At 69.6% G+C, this 18,695-nt stretch carries 22 protein-coding genes; 2 read left to right on the top strand and 20 right to left on the bottom strand.

Features of this window, described 5'->3' with window-relative positions; all coding sequences use genetic code 11:
• Positions 1 to 6: 6 nt before the first annotated feature.
• From FBZ90_RS26310 to FBZ90_RS26295, 4 genes are all read right to left on the bottom strand, one after another.
• On the bottom strand, positions 7 to 1,080 hold the full coding sequence (locus FBZ90_RS26310) for a LacI family DNA-binding transcriptional regulator (RefSeq protein ID WP_145736443.1): 1,074 nt from the start codon (positions 1,078 to 1,080) through the stop codon (positions 7 to 9).
• Positions 1,081 to 1,224: 144 nt separating this feature from the next.
• Positions 1,225 to 2,601 carry a sensor histidine kinase gene (locus FBZ90_RS26305; protein ID WP_145736441.1) on the bottom strand — a complete coding sequence of 459 codons (1,377 nt, stop codon included), beginning with the start codon at positions 2,599 to 2,601 and terminating at the stop codon, positions 1,225 to 1,227.
• On the bottom strand, positions 2,598 to 3,260 hold the full coding sequence (locus FBZ90_RS26300; protein ID WP_145736439.1) for a response regulator transcription factor: 663 nt from the start codon (positions 3,258 to 3,260) through the stop codon (positions 2,598 to 2,600). The genes FBZ90_RS26305 and FBZ90_RS26300 overlap by 4 nt, the downstream gene beginning before the upstream one ends.
• The gene (locus FBZ90_RS26295) at positions 3,257 to 3,586 is read right to left on the bottom strand and encodes a PepSY domain-containing protein (RefSeq protein ID WP_145736501.1); all 330 of its coding nucleotides are present in this window, start codon (positions 3,584 to 3,586) and stop codon (positions 3,257 to 3,259) included. Before FBZ90_RS26295 ends, FBZ90_RS26300 begins: the two co-directional genes overlap by 4 nt.
• Positions 3,587 to 3,699: 113 nt before the next feature.
• Here FBZ90_RS26295 and FBZ90_RS26290 point away from each other — a divergent pair, with 113 nt between their 5' ends.
• The gene (locus FBZ90_RS26290) at positions 3,700 to 4,011 is read left to right on the top strand and encodes a PepSY domain-containing protein (RefSeq protein WP_186456057.1); all 312 of its coding nucleotides are present in this window, start codon (positions 3,700 to 3,702) and stop codon (positions 4,009 to 4,011) included.
• Positions 4,011 to 4,595, top strand: coding sequence for a cytochrome b/b6 domain-containing protein (locus FBZ90_RS26285; RefSeq protein WP_246130889.1), 585 nt, complete (start codon positions 4,011 to 4,013; stop codon positions 4,593 to 4,595). Before FBZ90_RS26290 ends, FBZ90_RS26285 begins: the two co-directional genes overlap by 1 nt.
• A gap of 61 nt (positions 4,596 to 4,656) precedes the next feature.
• On the opposite strand, the gene FBZ90_RS26280 is transcribed toward FBZ90_RS26285, so the two are convergent.
• The 16 genes from FBZ90_RS26280 to FBZ90_RS26205 form a co-directional block, all read right to left on the bottom strand.
• Positions 4,657 to 5,085 carry a DUF2141 domain-containing protein gene (locus FBZ90_RS26280; protein ID WP_211102344.1) on the bottom strand — a complete coding sequence of 143 codons (429 nt, stop codon included), beginning with the start codon at positions 5,083 to 5,085 and terminating at the stop codon, positions 4,657 to 4,659.
• A gap of 12 nt (positions 5,086 to 5,097) precedes the next feature.
• A complete protein-coding gene (locus tag FBZ90_RS26275; protein WP_145736436.1) occupies positions 5,098 to 5,793 on the bottom strand; it encodes a class I SAM-dependent methyltransferase in 696 nt (231 codons plus the stop codon).
• The gene (locus FBZ90_RS26270; protein WP_145736434.1) at positions 5,793 to 6,515 is read right to left on the bottom strand and encodes a tetratricopeptide repeat protein; all 723 of its coding nucleotides are present in this window, start codon (positions 6,513 to 6,515) and stop codon (positions 5,793 to 5,795) included. Before FBZ90_RS26270 ends, FBZ90_RS26275 begins: the two co-directional genes overlap by 1 nt.
• Before the next feature lie 11 nt (positions 6,516 to 6,526).
• Positions 6,527 to 7,381: an SDR family NAD(P)-dependent oxidoreductase gene (locus FBZ90_RS26265; protein WP_145736432.1), complete on the bottom strand. Its 855-nt coding sequence runs from the start codon at positions 7,379 to 7,381 to the stop codon at positions 6,527 to 6,529.
• Complete coding sequence (locus tag FBZ90_RS26260; RefSeq protein WP_211102342.1) at positions 7,371 to 8,090, bottom strand: iron-containing redox enzyme family protein; 720 nt, start codon at positions 8,088 to 8,090, stop codon at positions 7,371 to 7,373. The genes FBZ90_RS26265 and FBZ90_RS26260 overlap by 11 nt, the downstream gene beginning before the upstream one ends.
• Complete coding sequence (locus tag FBZ90_RS26255) at positions 8,087 to 9,658, bottom strand: AMP-binding protein (RefSeq protein ID WP_186456056.1); 1,572 nt, start codon at positions 9,656 to 9,658, stop codon at positions 8,087 to 8,089. The genes FBZ90_RS26260 and FBZ90_RS26255 overlap by 4 nt, the downstream gene beginning before the upstream one ends.
• A complete protein-coding gene (locus tag FBZ90_RS26250; protein ID WP_145736428.1) occupies positions 9,651 to 10,298 on the bottom strand; it encodes a thermostable hemolysin in 648 nt (215 codons plus the stop codon). Before FBZ90_RS26250 ends, FBZ90_RS26255 begins: the two co-directional genes overlap by 8 nt.
• 117 nt (positions 10,299 to 10,415) lie before the next feature.
• The gene (locus tag FBZ90_RS26245; protein ID WP_145736426.1) at positions 10,416 to 12,236 is read right to left on the bottom strand and encodes a sensor histidine kinase; all 1,821 of its coding nucleotides are present in this window, start codon (positions 12,234 to 12,236) and stop codon (positions 10,416 to 10,418) included.
• A 10-nt stretch (positions 12,237 to 12,246) separates the two neighbouring features.
• Positions 12,247 to 12,702 carry a hypothetical protein gene (locus FBZ90_RS26240; protein WP_145736424.1) on the bottom strand — a complete coding sequence of 152 codons (456 nt, stop codon included), beginning with the start codon at positions 12,700 to 12,702 and terminating at the stop codon, positions 12,247 to 12,249.
• The gene (locus FBZ90_RS26235; protein ID WP_145736421.1) at positions 12,702 to 13,844 is read right to left on the bottom strand and encodes a hypothetical protein; all 1,143 of its coding nucleotides are present in this window, start codon (positions 13,842 to 13,844) and stop codon (positions 12,702 to 12,704) included. The genes FBZ90_RS26240 and FBZ90_RS26235 overlap by 1 nt, the downstream gene beginning before the upstream one ends.
• Positions 13,845 to 13,865: 21 nt before the next feature.
• Complete coding sequence (locus tag FBZ90_RS26230) at positions 13,866 to 14,558, bottom strand: response regulator transcription factor (RefSeq protein WP_145736419.1); 693 nt, start codon at positions 14,556 to 14,558, stop codon at positions 13,866 to 13,868.
• A gap of 89 nt (positions 14,559 to 14,647) precedes the next feature.
• Positions 14,648 to 14,857: a hypothetical protein gene (locus FBZ90_RS26225; RefSeq protein WP_145736417.1), complete on the bottom strand. Its 210-nt coding sequence runs from the start codon at positions 14,855 to 14,857 to the stop codon at positions 14,648 to 14,650.
• 132 nt (positions 14,858 to 14,989) lie between these two features.
• Complete coding sequence (locus tag FBZ90_RS26220) at positions 14,990 to 16,123, bottom strand: THUMP domain-containing class I SAM-dependent RNA methyltransferase (RefSeq protein WP_145736415.1); 1,134 nt, start codon at positions 16,121 to 16,123, stop codon at positions 14,990 to 14,992.
• An 86-nt stretch (positions 16,124 to 16,209) separates the two neighbouring features.
• Entirely contained in the window at positions 16,210 to 17,229 is a 1,020-nt protein-coding gene (locus tag FBZ90_RS26215) for an FAD:protein FMN transferase (protein WP_145736413.1), read from the bottom strand.
• Entirely contained in the window at positions 17,226 to 17,780 is a 555-nt protein-coding gene (locus FBZ90_RS26210) for a nitrous oxide reductase accessory protein NosL (RefSeq protein ID WP_145736411.1), read from the bottom strand. Before FBZ90_RS26210 ends, FBZ90_RS26215 begins: the two co-directional genes overlap by 4 nt.
• Positions 17,780 to 18,625, bottom strand: coding sequence for an ABC transporter permease (locus tag FBZ90_RS26205; RefSeq protein ID WP_145736409.1), 846 nt, complete (start codon positions 18,623 to 18,625; stop codon positions 17,780 to 17,782). Before FBZ90_RS26205 ends, FBZ90_RS26210 begins: the two co-directional genes overlap by 1 nt.
• Between the last annotated feature and the right edge of the window lie 70 nt (positions 18,626 to 18,695).

Here is an 18,695-nt window from a genome sequence, read left to right as displayed (position 1 = left end):
GGACTGCTATTCCTCGTTGAAGCGAAGGGTTGAGGCGCGCGCCACCAGGCGCGGCGGAATGAAATCGACGTGGCAGGGGGCCGGCAGGTTCCGGTCTGGCAGGTTCCCGCCCACTAGATTCCGGCCCACGAGATTCCGAGTGCCGGCCAGGCTGACGGCCAGATCGGCCACGCGCTGGCCAATGGCCTTGGCGCCCTGGTCGATGGATGACAGGGGGATGCGTAGGAAGTCGGCATAGGAAAGGTTGCCACAGCCGATGATGGCGATGTCGCCGGGGATGCTCAGCCCCATCTCCAGCACCGCGCGCATGGCGCCCAGGGCGGAGGGGTCGTTGTAGCAGAACAGGCCGTCCGGCCGGGGGGACATCGCCAACAGCCGCCGCGCGGCGGCGTAGCCCGCCTCTTCACCCCGGTGATCGCCCGACGGGCCCAGGTCCGCCACATGGCCCGGTGCCGGGGGCAGTCCGTGCTCGGCCAGCGCCTGGCGATACCCGGCCAGCCGCCCCGCCGCCGTGCTCACCGCCGGCCCGCGCAGATGCGCGATGCGGCGGCAGCCTTGCGCGATCAGGTGGCGGGTGGCCAGCGCGCCCACCGCCTCATCATCGTTGCCGACAAAATGCGCGTCGGCGTCCGCGAAACGCCTGTCCAGCAAGATGTGGGGTGTCCGCTGCTCCGCCATATCGCGCAGACCATCCGCCGTCGCCTGGGTGGAGGCCAGCACGATCACATCCACCTGGCGCGCCAGCAGATGCCGGATCTGCTGCCGCTCCACCTCCGCATCCTCATCGGAGGAGGAGATCAGCAGGCCATATCCATGGGGCCGTATGTCGCCGGAGATGGCCTTGGCGATGCCCGCGAAGAAGGGATGGAGCAGGTCGGGGACGATCAGGCCGATGGTCCAACTCTGCCCGGTGACCAGCGACCGGGCCGTCAGGTTGGGCTGGTAGCCCAACTCCGTTGCCCGTTCCAGAACCCGGCGGCGCGTGGCCTCGCCAATGTCGGGGTGATCGCGCAGGGCCTTGGAGACGGTGACCACCGACAGCCCCAAATCCACCGCGATATCCTTCATCCGGGCGGCCATGCTTCCCTCAGCCCCTGCGCGTTCGTTGTTTCACGCGGCCGCACGCAACGGTCGTCGCCTCTTAGTTAACGTTAACTTTAACGATAAAGCATATTAATCGCAAGCCAACACGCGCCGATAAAACGACATCATTCGCCAAGGGAATTAGCGGGCTGTTGCCTGCGGCAGGTGGAGCGAAACGCTGAGCCCGCCGGTTGGGGACGTGTCCAGGCTGAGGCTTCCGCCGTGAAGGCGCGCCAACTCCTCGGTTATCGTCAGGCCCAGCCCGGTACCCGGCACCGCCTCGTCCAGACGGGCCCCCCGGGCCAGGACGTCGGACCGCCTGTCGGCCGGGATGCCGGGACCATCATCCTGGACGGTGATAACCACCGCGCCCTCGGCCAGGACCGCCGTCACCCGCACCGCCACCGCGCACCATTTGGCGGCGTTGTCGATCAGGTTGCCGGCCATTTCCTGCAGGTCCACTGGGTCGGCCCGAACCCGGGCCTGCGCATCGCCATCGACCTGGATTTCGACGCCGCGCTCGGTATGCAGGCGCGCCACGGTACGGGCGATCTGCCGTAACACCGGAAGGACAACCGTTCCGCCTAGGGAATGAAGCAGCGTCGGCGCGGCCCGTGCGCGGGCCAGGTGGCGTTCGATCTGATGACGCATGCGGTCCGCTTCGGCCGCCACCACCGCCGGGTCCATGCCGCCGGGCGCGGCGGCGGCGTTGGCGATGACCGCCAGCGGGGTCTTCAGCGCATGCGCCAAGTCGGCCGCCTGCGCCCGCGCCCGTTCCACCATGGCGCGGTTCTCCTCCATCAGGAGGTTGAGATCGTCCACGACGGGCTGGACTTCGCTGGGGAAGGTTCCCTCCAGGCGATTGGACCGCCCGATGCGCAGATCGGCCAGGGCCTCCCGCATCCGCCGCAGGGGGCCCAGCCCCAGACGCACCTGCACGGCGACCGCCGCCAGCAGACCGGCGGCCAGCACCGCGAGGGACAGGCCCAACGCGCGGGAAAAGCCGGCTGTCGCGGCCTGGACGTCGCTGGCGTCCGCGATTACGGCGGCGCGTACCGGCGCCGCCGCGCCCGGCAGGTGCAGGCTGCGCTCCCATGCCACCAGCGGGGTGCGGTTCGGCCCTGTCAGCGTGTGGCGATGAACCTCGCCATCCTTGGGGGTGTCCGCCGGCAGGTCCAGCGCCTGGTCCCAGAGCGACCGCGAGCGTAAGACCCTGTTACCAGGGCCATCCACCCGCCAATACAGCCCCGACAGCGGGCGGCGAAACCGGGGATCGCTCAGGTCCCGGGCCAGGGCCACACCGCTGTCCGGTGTCACCTCCAGCACCGCCGCCAGCTCATCCAGGTGCTGGGCCATGCGCCGGCTCAACTCCGCCTCGGCATGGGTGCGGAACAGGTCGGTCAGGATGATGCCGGTGATGATGAGCGCCGGGGCGATCCAGAGGACCGCCAGCAGGAAAAGGCGCCGGGTCAGGGAGGAAGAGGCCAGGGCAGAGGGCACCAGCGATGAGCGCGTCACGGCGCCGCCTCCAGGCGGTACCCCAGGCCCCGTTCCGTTCGGATGAAGTCGCTGCCCAGCTTGCGGCGCAGCCGGCCGACGAACACCTCGATGGTGTTGCTGTCGCGGTCGAAATCCTGGGCGTAGACGTGCTCGGTCAGTTCGGTGCGGGAAACAACCTTGCCCGGATGGTGCATGAGGTAGGACAGCACCTTGAATTCATGCGCCGTCAGCGCGATGGGGCGGCCGTCCACCGTCACCCGGCCGGTGCGGGTGTCCAGCGCCACGGGGCCGCAGCGCAGTTCCGCTGCCGCCAGTCCGCCGGCCCGGCGGATCAAGGCGCGCACCCGGGCCAGCAACTCCTCCATCCGGAACGGCTTGGCCAGATAGTCGTCGGCGCCGGCGTCGATGCCCTCCACCTTTTCCTGCCAGGTGCCCCGCGCGGTGAGGATCAGCACCGGCACTTTGATGCCCACCGCCCGCCAAGCGCGCAGGACGGACAGGCCGTCGCGCACCGGCAGTCCCAGATCCAGCACCACGGCGTCATAGGGCTCGCTCTCCCCCAGGAAGGCGGCCTCTTCGCCGTCAGGGGCCAGGTCGACGGCGTAGCCGGCATCCGCCAGCGCCTCGGCCAGTTGGCGGCGCAGCGCCGCATCATCCTCGGCTAGGAGTATTCTCATGACCTGCGGTCCTTCTCGGCCCCGCGTTCCTTGACCGCCAGCAGATCGCCGGTGCGGGCGTCGTAATGCAGCTTCACGACACGCCCGCCGTCCATCAGCAGTTTGATCTCATAGACCAATCGGCCGTGCTCCTCCTCCAATTCCGCTTCCAGAAGCTGGCCGGGGAAGCGCTCCGCGGCGCGATCCAGGATGGTGCGCAGGGGCAGCGCGCGCCCCTGTTCCACGGCGGCGCGCGCGCGGTCCTGATCCTGGTCCGTGTCCGCCAGGGCGGCGGGCACGGCCAGCAGGGGCAGCAGTGGCAACAAAAGGGCGGCGATCCATCTCATCGGCACAGTTGACCGTCCCTTTCCTGAACGCAGGCTGAACATGCCGTTCAGGCTCCGTTCAATGGAAACCCGCCAGGATGATGCCACCATCCAATCCCAATACGGAGAACACCATGATGTATGGCAAAATCGCCGCCGCAGCACTGCTGATGGGCTCTCTCGCCATCGGCGGCTACGCGCTGGCCGTCGAGACCATGCCGGCCAGCCAGGCTCAGCCGGGAAAAGCCGGGGATGCAAGCGCCCTGACCGTTTCTCAGGTGATCGAGCGCCTGGCCGCCCAGGGATATTCCGACGTCACCGAAATCAAGCGGCACCGCGACAAGAACTACAAGGTCGAAGCCCGCGATCCCCAGGGTAAGCGCGTCGAGCTGGCCGTTGACGCCCACACCGGCGATATCCTGAAGACGGAAAAGGATGAGGACTGATGATCATGTCCACCTCCTCCAACGGCGCCCCACAGGGCGCCGTTTCCCCCGACGCTACACCCCCCGCTGGTACGGTGAGGGTGTGGGATCCGGCCATCCGCCTCCTTCATTGGACCATCGCCGCCTCCTTCGCCATCGCTTGGCTGTCGGCCGAAGAGATCATGCCGGTGCATGAGGCGGCAGGCTTCGTGATCCTGGTGGCGGTTGGGCTGCGGTCCCTATGGGGCCTCATCGGCACCCCGCATGCCCGGTTCGCCGACTTCGTGCCCAGCCCAAGCGGCTTCCTCTCCTACATGGCGGCCCTGGTCAAGGGGCGGGCAGGCCGGTATGTGGGCCATAACCCGGCGGGCGGCGCCATGATCGTGGCACTGCTGGCCAGCCTGCTCCTGACCGTGGCCACCGGCGTCGTCCTGGATACGGGCGGCGGCATCCTGGGCGAGGACGCGATGGAGGACATCCATGGCGCGATGGCCACGGTGACCCTCATCCTGGTGGTCCTGCACGTCGGTGGGGTGATCCTGTCCAGCGTGCTGCACCGGGAAAACCTGGTGAAGGCCATGCTTACCGGCCGCAAGCGGGCCTGAGGTTGCATGAAGTGCGATGAAGCCTCCTTCCAGAATAGGAAGGGGCTTCATGGCTGTGGGATTAGTAGTGCAGCCGGACGGTTTGAAAGACCGGATCGGCGCCGACATCGAAAGCGCTGGCGCCAAAGCGGGGCGGACCCAGGACGGTGGGGTCCAGCGACAGGCCCCACCCCTCGCTGGGAAACATGCCCAGCGTCAGGTCCAATTTCCCGTTGCCGTTGGCGTCGTGATAGGCGATCACCGCGTATTGGCCGGGCGGCAGGTTCAGGAACGCGGCGGTCACGCTGGCTTGGGTGGCGGGGACGCTTTGCACGGCCGCCGCCTTGTCCTCATGCCGGAAGCCGTCAGCCTTGTCATAAAGCACCACGCGTACGGCGCCCGGGCCGGGCTCGATACCCTCTACGGTGACGGTCAGGTCGCCGGCCGCCGCTGCTGCATGGACGAAAAGGGCGCCGAGGAAGGCGGCGATGGCGTGCTTGGTCAGGGTCACCTTGGGGCTCCGTCACGAAGAGGCGGAAGGGCGGGGGGTGGCGGCAACGGCGATCAGGCCGGTCATGCCATGGCCCAGCGACAGGGGGCGGACGCTGATGCCATCGGCGGGAAATCCCCCCTCCACCAGCATGTCCATCAGGTCGACGGCGGTGAACAGCCGATGGGTGCCGGTCAACGCGAAGGGCCAGCGCCGCATGGTGGCGGCGTCGGTGACATAGACCACCAGCCGCCCGCCGGGGCGCAGCATGCGCCTCGCCTCGCCCAGAACCCGCGCGGGCTCGCGCCAGAAATAGGCCACGTTCACCGCCAGGATGCCATCGACCGACGCGGCGGCCAGCGGCAGGGCGTCGAAGCGGCCCAGATGCAGGTGAAGGCGTCCCGCCGCCAATGCCCGGCGGTTGAGGCGGCCCGCCTGCCGCAGCATGACGGCCGATTGATCGACACCATGAACCATGCCGGCGGTGCCGACCGCGTCCACCGCCAGGGCCAGCCCGTGACCGGGTCCGAAGCCTAATTCCAGGAGGGTGTCGCCCCGCCGGGGTGCCAGGGCGCCGACGGCCGCGCGGTTGGGTGCCGCGTTCAGGCGGTTCATCAGCCGGCCCAGCAGGTCACCCCACAGGCCGGTGGGATGACGCAACTGTCGGCCCAGGCTGTGCCACCAGGGATGGGGCCGGTGGATCACGTCGGACGGGGCGGGCGCGTCCATCAACCAGCCGCCAGCTTCTGCTGCACACGGGTCAGCAAGGTGCGGATCTCCACCCGGCGCCCGGCATCCCAGACAGGGCGATCCGGCGTGGGCGGGGCCGCCAGGGCGTGGGTCAGCACCTCCGCTGCTTTGCGGTATTCCCCCTGTTCGGCCAGGAAGTCGCCGTAGAAATAGTTGGCGTCCAGGCCGTCGGGGTTGATGGCCAGCCCTTCCTCCAGATACCGCCGCGCCTTGTCATCGTCACCGAAGCCCAAGGGGAAGCCCGGCACCTTGTAGTAGAGGGAACCCAGGCTGGTGGGCACGGCCCCGCCAACGGCGCGATAGTCCAGGCGCCCCGCCGTTTCCAGCAGGGTGCGCGCCTGCCGGGCCAGGGGCAGCGCGCCCAGTCCGCCTTGCAGGCCGGCCTGGCTGCTGATGGCCAGGGCCTGCCAGATCAGCGGCTCGGCATGCCCGGGATAATTGGCGGCCAACTGCGCCGTCCGCGCCACCAGCGCGGTCATGGCCTGGGTGCGGGCGTCGCGGTCCGTCATCTCGAACGTGATGTGGGACCAGTCGCGCTCGACGGTGGCCAAGGCCGTCATCATGGCCGGCGCGGTGGCCTCGGCGGCACCACTTTGGGCGACGGGCAGGGTGTCGGCCGCCCAGGCGGCCGGGGTGGCCGGCAGCGATAGGGCAAGGAGAAGGGCGACCTGGCGTGGCAGGGCGGAAACGGACCGTGTCATGGGGCGGTACCTCAAAATTGGGGGTGCTGGTCGACAGCCGCACGGCCAAAGGCTTGGCCGCCATCAGCCGCTGGCGCGTCCAGCCGAATGCGCCGCAGTTGGTGGCGTACGGCGGCGTCGACCAGTTTCGGGAAAAGACGCTGAAGCAGGACGAAAAGCCGTTCCGCACCTGGTGGATAGGCGGTGTCGGCGCCGGCCTGGGCGGCGTCCCAAATCCGTCGCGCGATATCCACCGGCGGGTCCGCTGGCATATCCAGAAGGGCCAGCACCGGCTTCAGCGCTTCTGTCCCCGGCGTCTTGGCCCCCCGTGGGGCGGCATAGGTGACGCCCACGCCCTGTCCCCGCAATTCCCGGCGCAGGGCGTCGGACAAGCCGCGCAGGCCATGCTTGGTGGCGCAATAGGCGGCGAACAGGGGATAGGGGATGTCTCCCAGCAGGGAACCGATGTTCACCACCCGGCCGCCGGCGGTGGACAGAAGCGGTAGCAGGTCCCGGATCAACGCCATGGGTGCCGTCAGGTTGGTGGCCACCAGGGCCGACAGGACCTGGTCGTCCATGGTGGACAGCGGGCCCGCCCATACCGTGCCGGCGTTGTTCACCAGGAAATCCAGTTGCCCCGCCCAATCCCGCACCGCTTGCGTCAGGGCTTGCCGGTCCTGGGCCACGGTCACGTCAGCCGTCTTGACCAGGCAGGGGCTGCCCGGCCGCAACAGCGCCTGGGTGGCCTCCAGGTTTGGGCGGCGCCGGCCCACCAGGATGACCCCCAGGCCCCGGTGCGACGCCTCGACGGCCAGGGCCTGCCCGATGCCGCCACCGGCCCCGGTGATCAGGGCGGTCTGGCCGTAGTGCACGGGATTACGCGGCATGGCCGACGCTCCCCTGGCCATGATCCAAGCCCCGGCTCAGGTCCCGGAAGATGTCGCCGTACAGGCGATAGACCATGTTGGCCGCATCGGTGATGACCGGCAGCGCCGCCGGCGCGTCCAGGCTGTCCACCAGTCGCTGGAAAAAGACGACGTGCTCCTCATCCAGGGCGCCGTGGGAGGTCAGGTAGCGGAACCCCGACCCATTGGCGTCGGATCGGTAGGCCCGCCGCAGGGCATCGGCCGCCCGCGACGCCAGCAGGGTGGACATGCCCTCCAGCACATGCACCATGCCCAGCAGCGCGTAGGGGCTGACGCGTTCGATCGCATCATAGGCGAAGGCCAGCAGGGCACGGCAGGCGGCACCGGGTGGCGAGGCGGCCACCCGCCCGGCATCGCCCCCTAAGGCGGCGATGTCGTCCAGGATCCACCGCTCGTGCCCTTGCTCCTCCTGGATGTAGGCGAACAGGGCATCCCGATAGACGTCGTCGTCGGTGCGGGCCGCCGCCAGCGCCAGCAGGCGGCAGGTATGGCGGACATGATGGTAAGCCTGGCCCAGGAAGTCGCGGTAGAGGGGCAGGGGGACCGCCCCATCCATTGCCATACTCAGGACGGGAATGGACAGAAAGGCGCCGCGCGCCTGGGCGGTTTCAGCCAGCAACTGCTGGTAGGCGGTCTGCTGGGGGTGCGCGATCTGGGGGGCGTCGGTCACGGGGCCTCCGTCAACAAAGGGGAAGGGACATCGATGGCGGGCGCTGGAATGGCGCCGGGCGGATGGAGATGGGGGCGATAGGCCGCCGCCGTCTCGCGGCGGCGCAGCCGGCCGTTGGCGGTGAACAGGCCCAGCGCCGCCATGTCGCGGGCGAAGGCCACATGGTGCCGACGTGGCCGGGCGTAGCCGGGCAGGCTGGCGGCGGCGGCCGACACCAGGCTGGCGACCGCCGTCTCACTGGCGGCCTTGAACCAAGCCTCCGCCGCCGTCGCGGGAACGAGCAACAGCGCCAAGCCCTCTGGTCCACCCTCTGGCCCGCCCGTTGGCCCGGCGTCGCTCAGCAGACAGTGGGACAGGCGGGGGTCGCCCAGGAAATGAGCCTCCACCCATTCCGGGCTGATGTTGCGCCCCCAGGGGGTTACGATCAGCGCGTCGCGGCGTCCGTGGATGACCAGGTGGCCGTCATCGTCGAAGCCGCCCAGATCGCCGGTCCGCCATACCGCCGGTTGGTCCGGCCCGGACGGCAGAGGGGCTTGGCCCACATATCCCGACATGACGGGGGGACCCGCCACCACGATCTCCCCCTGGTCGATGGTCACCCGCAGGCCCGGGAGGGGGTGGCCCACTGTCCCCGGGCGCCGTTCCCCCGGCCGGTTCAGCGCGACGACGGAGCAGCATTCCGACAGGCCATAGCCCTCATGCACCGGTATGCCCAGCGTCCAGGCCCGTTGCGCCAGCGCCGGCGGCACTGCGGCACCACCGACCGCCACGTAACGCAGTCGCGCGGGGACGGCACCGCCCCGCCGCTCCAGGTCCGCCACCCAGGCCGATAGCAATTGCGGCACCAGCATCAGGCAGGTGGGCGCCAGGTCGGCGATGGTGGCCGCCAACCCCGGCGCCAGCGGACCGCCGATGCGGGCGGCCAGATCGGGCACCAGGGTGACCCGCGCCCCGGCGGACAGCGGGATGGTCACGGCGCACAGCGTTTCCAGCAGCAGGGCCAGCGGCAGGAGGCTGATATAATGGTCGTCCGCGCGGGCGGCGATGGCCTGCGCCAGGGCCGTCGTGCTCCACCCCAGTTGCCGCGCTTCCAGCAGGACGCCCTTGGGCGTGCCCGTGCTGCCGGAGGTGTAGATGACCTGCCGCGCCGCTGTGGCGTGGTCCAGGGCGGCGGCGGACGCCGTTGCCATGGGGACGGGGTGCAGGGGCAGGCCCAGTGCCGCAGCCGACGCGGCATCGGCGTCCGGTGTATGGACGATATGGGTGATGCCGGCGTCGGTGGCGATGTGCCGCCATTGCGCGGGTGAGAAGAAGGGGGGCAGGGGGACGGCGGTGTGCCCCGCCTGCCAGATGGCAAGCTGGGCCACCACCCAGTCCACGCCGTTGCCGCCGAGGATGCCGATCACACAGGGGCCGCCCTGGCCGTCCAGCGTCCTCAGGGCCTGCGCCGCGCCGGCCACGCGGGCGGCCAGGCCGGCATAATCCAGTGTGGTGGTCCCATCCGCAATCGCGGGCCGATGGGGCGTGACGGCGGCGTGCCGCCGCAAGGTGCGCAACAGATCAAGCATCGCGCCACTCCGGGCCCAGGACGGGCCAATCGTCGGCGGCGCAGACGGTGGGCGCGCTGTCATAGTAACGGCCCCAGGTGGCGGCGTCAGCTTGGCGTGCGGGATCGGCCTGGGCCAGGATCAGCAGGGGCGGATGCAGCCGCTGCAACAGCAGCCGCAGGCGCGCCGTGGCGGTGAAGAAGCACCAGTCATAGCCCTCCGCCGCGCCGCGCAGGGCCATGCTGTGAAAGAACCCCGCCGACAGGCTGGGGCGCCGGCTGACCAGGGTGGTGATCTCGAACACGCGGGCCCGGTGGACATGGCGCCCGGTGTGGCGGCCCAGCACGCGGTCCACCGGCTGATCCAGGTAGGCCTCGGAGAAAAAGCCGTCGGCGGTGGTGCGGACGCCGGCGGCGCAGGCCGGCGCGCCAGTGCTGTCCAGGGCGGCCATCATCAGGCGGGGGAAACGGGTGATCCGGGCGCCGTATGTCCGGGCGTAAATATCCCGGACCAACGCCTCAACCGCAGGCCGCAAGGGATGGCCGGTCGGCAGGCTCACCACCTCCGGAAAGCCGGTCGCGGCCGGTGGGGTTAGGCAGGGATCGTAAGGGGGGGCGGGCTGGGTTGCCGCGTTCGTTGCCGCGTTGATTGCCGCGTTCATGGGGGACACGCGCCTTCGCTGGGGGAACCGCGCCTCAACCGCCGCCAGGGCGGTGACGCGGGAACCATCCTAGGGCGGGGCCGCGTGGAGTTGTGTGGACTTGCCCCCCAGTTTCCTTCAGTCCTGAGGCGTTGCCGCGTGCCAGTCCTGCGGCGTTTCCGGCAGGGCTGGCAGCGTGATGTCCACCACCAGGCCATGGGGGACGTTGTGGGCCGCCGTGACCGTGCCGCCGTGCACCTCCACCACCCGCTTGCAGATGGTGAGGCCGATGCCCGTGCCGCCGGTGTCGCGCGCCCGCGCCGGGTCCGCGCGATAGAAAGGATCGAACAATTGCCCGATGGCGTCCGCCGGCACCCCGGGCCCCTTGTCCGCGATCGCCAGGTGCAGCCCGGCCGGGGTGGCGTCCAGGGTCACGGCCACGGGCACGCCGGCCGTGGTGTAGAACAGGGCGTTGCGGATGACGTTCTCGATGGCGCGGCGCAACAGCTCGGCGTTGCTGGGGATGACCCCGTCCTGGGGCAGGCCGGGCGCCACGGTCAGCGTCATGTCCCCCTGCCGGTCGGGCCGTTCGTAGGCGGCATCGGCGATGATAGTGCGCAGCAGGGCCGGCAGATCCACCGGTGCCCGTTGCAGGGCGCCGGCCGGGCCCTCCAGCCGCGCCAGGGTCAGAAGCTCCGAGGCCAGGGCGGCGATGGCCGTGATCTCCTGCTCCATCCGGTCGAAATGGCGGGGAGCCTGCGGTTCAACCTGGCGGCGGGCCAGGCCCAGGGCCATGCTCAACCGCGCCAGGGGCGATTTGATCTCATGGGAGATGTCGCTGAGCAGCCGGCGTTGGGCGGTGATGGCCGCCTCCAGCTCCGCCGTCCGGTCGGCCACCTTGCCCTCTAGCGTCAGGTTCAGGTGTTCCAGGTCGCGCATGCTGCGGTCGCGCTCCTCCCGCGCGTTGCGCAGGCCGGCGGTCATCTGGTTGAAGGAGCGGGCAAGGAACCCCAGCTCATCCCGGCTGGTCACGGGAACCTGGATGTCCAGCCGGTCGGTCTCGGAAATGGCGCGTACCGCCTGGGTCAGGTCCATGATGGGCGCCGTCAGCCGGCGGCCGGTCCAGCGCACGAAGGCGACGATGGGGGCGGCTAGCAGCAGGCCCAGCAGGGCCAGTTCCAGCGCCACCTGGCGCAGCGAGCGTGTCACCGCCGAGGCCGGCTGCGACACCACCACCTGCCAGGAGCGCAGCAGTCCGTCGCGGGGCAGGGAGCGGCCGACGATGTGGTTCCCGCTGTCGTCGGCGGGCTCGGCGGCGGTGGAGAGCACGGCGGGATGGGGCGCCAGGCGCACCAGGGTCGTGCGCGATTCCACCCCGTTCAGCAAGGTTTCGATGGCGGTCCAGGGCAGGGCGATGACCAGCGTGCCCACCCGGTAGTCCGGGGCGAAGGTGCCGAAGACCGGAATGGCCAGGGCGACGATGTCGCCGGCGCCCAGCGGGTTCCGATGCTTGTCCAGGAGGGTGGCGCCGCGCGCCGTCACGCCCCAGCCCGCCGGCAACCGCGTGCCCGGCGGGGGAGTGCCGTCCACGCCATCGGCATCAGCGATCAGTGCCCCGGCCGCGTCGAAGGCATAGATGCCGCCGCTCAGCCCATAGAGACGCTGCAACGCCTCCAGCGTCGTGCCGATGCGGCGGTCGACATCCCCGGACACTAGGTCGTTCATCACCTCCAGCTGCGCCCAGGCGGTCAGGTCGGTCGCCAGTTCGTCCATGCGGTTGCACAGGCGCTGGTATTTCAGGTCCGCCACCTGGGCCAGGTTGTCCGCCGCCGTGTCCAGCAGCGACCGCCGCACGCCGGTATAAACCACCGCTGCCGTCAGGCCATAGGTCAGCAGATAGATGGCCAGCAGGGCGCTGACGATCTTGCGGCCGATGGAACTGCCGATGATGGCCTTCATGGGCGTACTCTCATGGACCGCCCCCGCCGGTGGCCACGACGGGCAGGCGGGCCAGCACCACCACGCCCTCCGGCACGCCCCCGCCGCTGATATAGCCGACGGAGCCGGGGACCCGGCGGATGAAGGCCAGCAGCGCTTGCTCGGATTCCTGCACCACCGGGGGCAGCTTGCCCTTGAAGTGCATCTCGTTCCAATAAACGATCAGGCTGGCATTGTCCTGGTGCAGCACGCCGGCGGTGAAGCGGGCGCGGACGTCGCTGGCGATCTCGCGGTTCACCGGAATGATGGCGCTGCCGTCGGGCCACAGGGTCATGCGCAGCAGGTAGATGGCGGCGACATCGGCGGTGCTCAATGATCGGCCCAGGGTGACCGAGGGGTTGGCCACCACCAGGATATCCTCCGCCCGCGCCAAGTCCGACAGCAACAGTCCCATCAGGAACGCCAGCAGGGAACGCCGCCGCCGCATCAGAACAGCACGGACCAAGAGGCGAACAGGCCGGTCGGGTTGATCGGCCGGCCCCCCACGTTCTGTAGATATTCCAGGCGGAAGACCATGGCGGGCTGCGGACGGAAGGCGAATCCCGCCAGCACGTCCTGGGCGACACGGTCATTTCCAAAGGGCATCGCCGTGCTGGCGGCCAGCTCCTGCGTGGCGCCCAGGAGGGGCATGGAACCCCGCCCGTCATAGACCTCATACCAGCCGTAGACGGACCATCGGTCGTTGAGGGCGTAGGAGGGTGCCACGTAGCCGCTCCACTCCAAATCCCGGGTCGAGTGCAGGCTGGGGGGCTGGGACAGGGTGGAAACCACCCACTCCCCCTGCAGGCTCCATTGATCCATTGTATACCGGAAGTCGGTGCCGAACAGATGTTGTTCCACCCCCTGCCGGTCGATGGTGCGCTGGATTGAAAACCCCACCTTGTCCAGCAAGGCCAGGGGGAAACTGACATGCAGCCCCTCGACCAGGCGATAATGGTCGTCGACGATGCTGTCGGGCCGGGCTGAGAACTCATCCATCGGCTGCCAGTAGACCTGCACATCCGGCCACCGCGCCTGCGGGTCGCTGTACAGCACCGACAGGCCGGTGGCGTATTGGCTGGAGCCCCGATAGGTGGCGGCGGGACGGATGGTGGACATCACCAAGGGGGCGGCGTGGATCTGGTTCCAATCCCCCACCGGCGCCAACATCTTGCCGAAGCGCACGGTGAAGCCGTCCGGCAACTGGATGTCGTTATACAGCCGCTCCAGCACCAGATAGCCCTTGCCGCCATCGCCCTCGCCGCCGTCCTTGCCCCACGGCACCAGGTTAAGCCCTGTCAGTTCCGCCTCCATGAAGGGATTGAACAGGGCGCCGACATGGGCGCTGGCGTAAAGGCTGAGGTCTTCCAGGCTGAAGGTCTTGCGGCCCTGGTCGGGGGCGGCCAGGACCACGCTGGAATACCCGGCGAAATTGACCGGGCCGACGTTGAACCCCTGGCCCAGCACGTAGCTGTCCACCGATTCAATGTCTTGCGCCCGGGCCGCGCTGGTTGTCCCGGCGAGGGCCAGAACCGCCGCGACCAGGGCGGCGGCGGAGCGGGAGCGGGGCGGTGAAGGGTGTTCAGGCATGGCGTATCGGTCCACGCCCGGTCACGACAGCGGCAGGGCGTAGAGATAGCCGACGTTGCGGATCGTCTTGATGGGCTGGTCGGCATCGTCAGTGACGGCGTCCAGCTTGCGCCGGACCTTGCTGACCAGCGTGTCGACGTTGCGGTCGGCGCCGGCCGCCTGGTGCCGGCCGAAGGCGGCCGTGGAAAGCTCATCGCGGGGAATGATGCGCCCCGCGTTGCGCAGCATATGCTCCAGCAGGCTGAATTCAGCGGAGGTCAGGTCCAGGCGGTTCTCCCCGCGCCAGGCGGTGCGTGCGGTGGGGTTCAGACGCACGCCGCCCACCTGCAGGTCCGCGACCGCCTTGGCCGTGCCGCCATTCACGCGGCGCAGGACGGCGCGGATGCGGCCCACCAGCTCACGCGGGTTGACCGGCTTGGGCACATAATCGTCCGCGCCGATTTCAAAGCCGACGATGCGATCCACATCGTCATCCCGCGCGGTCAGCATGATGACCGGCACGTCGGAGCGCTGGCGCAGGCGTTTCAGGACATCGAAACCGGACAGCCGGGGCAGCATGACGTCCAGCACGATAAGATCCTGGCCCTCGGGCGCATGGTCGAAACACGCGGCGCCGTCATTGGCAAGGTCGACGGCGAAGCCGTCCTGCTCAAGATATTCGCGCAGCATCTCGGCCAGCGCGATATCGTCATCAACGATCAGTATTCGGTCCATACCCACTTATCGGCTAACGGGGGGCCGAAGTCGATGGCGGGCCGCCGCGCTTGGGGGCGCGGGCGGCGCCGGCCGTCGCCTGAACCGGATCAGGCCTTGATGTTCAGCAGCTTGCCGCGATCGTTGTCGACCGAACCGGTGTCGACATCGCCGTCACCATCCCGGTCCAGGGTGGCCGGCTGCTGGGGGGCGGCCTGGGTGGTCTGGGTGGACGCGCTGTCGGTCGTCGCGGCCGGGGCGGCGGGACGGTACAGCGAGGAGACGGAACTGGCGTAACCGCCGATGGAAGAAATGCTCATGATGGGTACTCCGGGAAACGGGGATCGGTTCGGTCGCGTTTTTGCTTCGATCCCAGTATATCCCCGGGCCACGGTTCCAATTGTGGAGTTTTGTCGAGTCCTGCGGAATTGCCCTTCCGCTGGCGCTTGGTGTCACGCCGCCGGGGGCAGGGGTGCCGTCTGGTACAGCGTCACCTTGATCCCGCCGTGCAGCACCGGGGCGGTGGTCGGCAGGAAGGGCAGGTCGGTCACCTTGGCCAGTGCCGGCTCATTGGTGATGATGGCGGCGCGCCAGCCGGCGAACCGTTCCCGCAGCACCTTGCCCAGGGCGCCGTACAGGGCGTAGAGCTGCTTGGTGTCGCCGATACGCCCGCCATAGGGGGGATTGACGATCACCAATCCCGGCGGCCCGTCCGGGGCCGTCAGGTCGCTGATGGCGTGGTGGCGGAACTGGACGCGATCCTCCACCCCGGCCCGCGCCGCGTTTTCCTGGCTCATTTTCACGGCACCGGCATCACGGTCGCTGCCGTGGAAGCGGACGGTGGGGGGCGTGCCGGCAACCGCCGGGGGGGATGCCTTGAGCGCGGACCAGGCGGCGGCATCGAAACCGGCCAGCTTCTCGAACGCGAAGGCGCGGCTACGCCCCGGTTTCAGCCCGGCGGCGATCTCCGCCGCCTCGATCACGAAGGTGCCGGACCCGCACATGGGGTCCACCACCGGCTCCTGGCCGTCATAGCCGCACTGGCGCAGGAACAGGGCGGCCATGGTCTCCCGCATCGGGGCCTTGTTGACCGCCTCCTTATGGCCACGCTTGTGCAGCGCTTCGCCAGAGGTGTCGATGCTCAGGGTGCAGAGGTCGTCATCGATGCGGGCCTTGATGACGATGTCGGCATCATCCGCGATGGCGGCGCCCAATTCCTCGGTGATGGCGCGGGTGATGCGCTCCGCCGCGGCGCCGGCGTGGTAGATGCGCGACTTGGTGCAGCTCGCCTCCACCCGCACCGGCACGTCCGTCCGCAGGAAGTCAGCCCAGGGGAAGCGGCGCGCGCGCTTGTCCAACTGCGCCAGGTGCAGGGCGCGGAAGGCGCCGATGCGCACCAGCACCCGTGTGGCGCCGCGCAGTTCCAGGTTGGCGCGCCAAGCCTCCCGCCACCCGCCCCGGGTGCTGACGCCGCCCTTGCCGGCTTGCAAACCCGCGAAACCGGCCGCCTGCATCTCCGCGCACAGCGCGGATTCCAGGCCGGGGGTGGTCACCACATAGATGTCGAAATCGGTCGTATCGTCCATCGCGCCTTGATATCGCGCCGCCGAGAGCCCGGCGAGGGCTTTCTCGCCCATAGCTCCCATGAGGGGGCTCCCATGAGGGGCGGCGGTCAGGTGCTTTGCGACCGGTTGAGCGCGGTGACCGACCCGTCGGCGCCCGCGCGCCAGGCCCGGCACTCCGGGAACCGGGCCAGGACGCGGGCCCCCACCGGCGTGACGCTGAGCGCGGTGGACAGCGCGTCGGCCAGGGTGGCCGTGGGCGCGCTGACGCTGACGCTGAACCTCGGGTCGCTGCACCGCCCGGTCGCCGGGGTGAACAGGTGGTTGAAGCGGCCGGTCGGCTCAAACGGCGTGCCGTAGGCGCCGGAGGTGGACAGCGCCTGGTCCCGCAGCGGTAGGGTCAGCAGCGTGCGGTCATCCTCCCCCGGCGCCTTGATGCCGGCGGTCCAGGGGCGGCCGGTCGGATGTGTGCCCACCGCGCGTATCTCCCCCATGTCCACCAGCGTATGGGCCACGCCCCGCGCCTTCAGCAGGGCCACCACCTGATCGGTGACATAGCCCTGGGCGATGCCGTTCAGGGTGAGGGCCATACCGGGGTGATGGAACGACACCCGGTCAGGCGCCACCGTCAGCTTGTGATACCCGACCTGGGCGAGGGCTTCGCGCACCGCAGACTCCGGCGGGCCGGCGGGACTGGCGCCAGGCCTGCCGAAATGGCCGGCGTACAGGGTCCACAGCGGTTGCACCGTGGGATCGAAGGCGCCGTCCGTCCGGCGGGCGATGGACAGGGCCTCGGCCAGCAGGATCACCAGCTCCGCCGGCGGGTCGACCAGCACGCCGTCGCGGTTCAGACGGCTCAGGGCGCTGTCCGGGCGGTACAGGCTGAAGATGGCCTCCAGCCGCGCCACCTCCGCCAAGCTGGCCTGGATCAGGGCGTCGGCCTCGGCCGGGTTCGGGTGGTTGATGACCAGGTGGGCGTCCGCCCCCAGCGCCACGCCCGACCAATGGCGCAACGTGGGCATCTCGACGGCGGCGGCCGGACGCAAGCCCATCAGGGGCAGGTCCAGCAAGGGCAGGCCGGCGGCGGCGGCCAGCAGGGTCAGGGCGCGGCGGCGCGTGGGGGTGTTCATGACGCGCCGCCGGCCGTGCGCCCAGCCGTATCCTGCCCGGCCGGGCCCCGATCGTCCTCTTCAAACACCTGGTCCTTGCGGATATCGGCATACCGCACCACGGTGCCGTCGTGCGCTTGGGCGAAGGCCCGCGCGCCCGCCTCGGTGCCGAAGGGGAACAGTTCGACGCCGCCCATGGCCCCATGCTTCCCACTGCCCACCACGTAGAAGGCGGTGCGGGCGTCGATCCAGCTGCCCGCCGGCGGGTGGTGCTGGTCGTTCAGCTTGTCCATGTCCGTCACATAGATGGCGGCGATGTCCTTGGGCTCCTCCGGCAACAGGGTATAAGCCACCGTGTCGCGGACGGAGGCGAACCACACCGGCAGGGGATCGCCCTTCAGCAAGACCTGACCCTTGGGGCCGCCGTGCTCCGTCACCGCCATGTTGCAGAAATGGGCGAGGTCTCCGTCGGTCAGGTTGTGCGGTGCCGGGATGGCCGCGACCTCCGCCTTGGGTTTGCAGCCGCCCATGGCCAGGACGGCCAGCACGGCGAACAGGTAAGGGGCGCGCATCAGATTTGCCTCCGGGAAAAGATGAGGGCCGCCGCCGCTAGGGGCAGGACGGTCCAGCCGGCCAGAACGGCGAGAAGGGTGACGGGGCCCAGATGGATCTGGCCCGCGATGCCGGCCATGCCGGCGAATTGGCTGACCTGGTCGGTGCCGGTCAGGTTGAACAGGCGGAAGGCGTCGGCCGGGTTGGCCAGCATGAGCCAGTTCAGCAGGCCCACGGTGACGGTCTTGCCCTGGTCCGCCACCAGGATGCCCAGCAGGGCCATGTCGAACACCAGCACGAACACCAGCCACAGGCCGATGGCGATGCCGCCGGCGGCCCCCCGGTCGCGCACCACGGCGCTGACCAGATAGCCCAGGGCGATGAACACGGCGCCCAACAGGATGCTGGACCCGATCAGTCCGGCGAAGGCGCGCCACCCCTCCGGCCCGGTGTCGGCGCCGGTCAGGGCCAGCGCCGCGCCCGCCGCGCCATAGCCCACCAGGGTGGCGAAGCCCAGCAGGGAAAGGTGCCCCAGGAACTTGCCCAGCACGACCTGCCCGCGCGAGACGGGGTAGGACAGCAGCAGGCTCATGGTGCCGCGGTCGACCTCGCCCACGATGGCGTCGAAGGACAGCAGCAGGGCGATCAGCGGGACCAGGAAGATGGTCAGGCTGGACAGGCTGACCACCACCACGTCCAGGGCGCCCGCCCCGACCGTGCCGGTGGGCACGCTGCCCAGGAAGGTGAGGCTCAGCGCCAGGGTGGCCATCAGCAGGGTGGCGGCCACGACCCAGCGGTTGCGCAGACCGTCGCGGATCTCCTTGCCGGCGAGAATGAGGGGAATGCTTGTATGAGTTCCACTCATCGGGCCGCCTCCTGGTAGGATGGTTGGCCTGATGGCCGGGAGAGGGTCGCCGCAGAACGCTCGAAGTTAT

This window comes from Nitrospirillum pindoramense, from assembly GCF_007827955.1.
GTDB classification, from domain to species: domain Bacteria; phylum Pseudomonadota; class Alphaproteobacteria; order Azospirillales; family Azospirillaceae; genus Nitrospirillum; species Nitrospirillum amazonense_B.
This window is presented reverse-complemented; position numbering and strand designations above follow the sequence as displayed.